General features: G+C 65.4%; 1 pseudogene. It reads left to right on the top strand.

Features of this window, described 5'->3' with window-relative positions:
- Positions 1-234: 234 nt before the first annotated feature.
- A pseudogene (locus ACOJSF_RS11305) lies at positions 235-1,551 on the top strand (hypothetical protein); the annotation flags it as partial.

Below are 1,551 nucleotides of genomic sequence, written 5' to 3'. Positions count from 1 at the left end.
CGGGCACCTGCGGTTGAACCGGGGCAAACACTACCAGCTTGATAGACTTTAACAAGATACTAACCCTGCCGCTACAGGCGAAAGCGGGAAACGCTTTGCCCAAATGTGACCGTTTTGTGAAACGGCTTGGCGCGCGATCGGCGGGATGGCCCGGCTGGCCTGAGCCAAACGGGCATACAGACACTGTCATCTCCATTGCCTAAGGTGGGCGCGCGAGTCACCGGGGAGCACGGCATGTCGAATGCAATCGAAGCGCACATCCTAGCGCAGGCGAATTCGAGCGCGATCGACGATCCCAGTCTCAGGCTGATGCTGGCACGGGCCATTGCGGCTATCGATCCGGATGACCTGGCGCGGCAGGATCCCACGACCCTGATCGGCGCGTTGACCACCACGCATGCCCGCCTCATCGCCGCGCCAGTGGACACAACACGCGTGCTCGCCACGCGCCCGGCACCGCCGGGAGAGCCGCTGGTCATCGACATCATCGGGCCAGACATGCCCTTTATCGTCGACAGCGCCCTCGCCGCCCTGCGCGCGGCCGGCGGGGTGATCAGGCTTTTTGCCCATCCGGTGCTGCACGTTTCTCGCGGGCAGGTGGTCAGCGAAGGCGGCGCGGCCGTCAGCATGCTCCATATCCAGTCGGACCCGGTAGCCGACGTCGATGGCCTTGTCGCCGAACTCGAGGCAACCCTGCGCGACGTGGCGCGGGCCGTTGCCGACTGGCAGCCGATGCTGGAGCGGGTGAGAAAAGCGGTGTCCGGATTGGGCGTGCTGCGCCCGGCGCAGCGCGATGAAGCCGCCCACTTCGTGGAATGGCTGACCGAGCACAATTTCACCTTCCTGGGCATGCGCGAATATCGGCTCGATGAGCACGCGCTGGAGCCGGTCGCAGGCAGCGGGCTGGGCATCATGCGGGACGACGACCTGCGTGTCCTTCGGAGCGGCCCGGACTTCGTGGAAAGCACCCGGCAGCTGGTCGACTTCGTCGAAGGGCCCGATCCGGTGCTGGTGACAAAGGCGAACCTGCGCTCGCGGGTGCATCGTCGCGCGCACATGGACTATGTCGGCATCAAGCTGTTCGATGCAGCCGGCGAGGCCTGTGGCGAGTTGCGCGTGGTCGGTCTCTATACCGCCCAGGCGCTGGCAACGCCCCATACCGACGTACCGCTGATCCGGCGCAAGATCGCCGAAGTGATGCGGCAGTCCGGGGTCGATCCGCTGGGACATGCGGGGCGCACGCTGCTTGGGGCACTCGACAGCTATCCGCGCGACGAACTGTTCCAGGTGGATACCGAGCAGCTGGCCGAATTTGCCGAGGCGATCGCCGGGCTTTACGACCGACCCCGGGTGCGGGTGCTGCCACGCATCGACCGGTTCGACAATTTCGTTTCCATCCTCGTCTATGTGCCGCGAGACCGGTACGACGGTGCGGTGCGCGCGCGTATCACGCGCTATCTTGCCGAGGCCTATGATGGCCGGGTTTCCGCCTTTTATCCGCATTTCCCGGAGGGAGAGCTCGTCCGGGTCGACACGCAGCCCCTGCTCCAG

Source organism: Sphingomonas sp. (assembly GCF_048594985.1).
In the GTDB taxonomy this organism is placed as follows: Bacteria; Pseudomonadota; Alphaproteobacteria; order Sphingomonadales; family Sphingomonadaceae; genus Sphingomonas_I.
The sequence above is the reverse complement of the archived record's forward strand: the minus strand, read 5'-3'. Positions and strand labels throughout refer to the sequence as shown.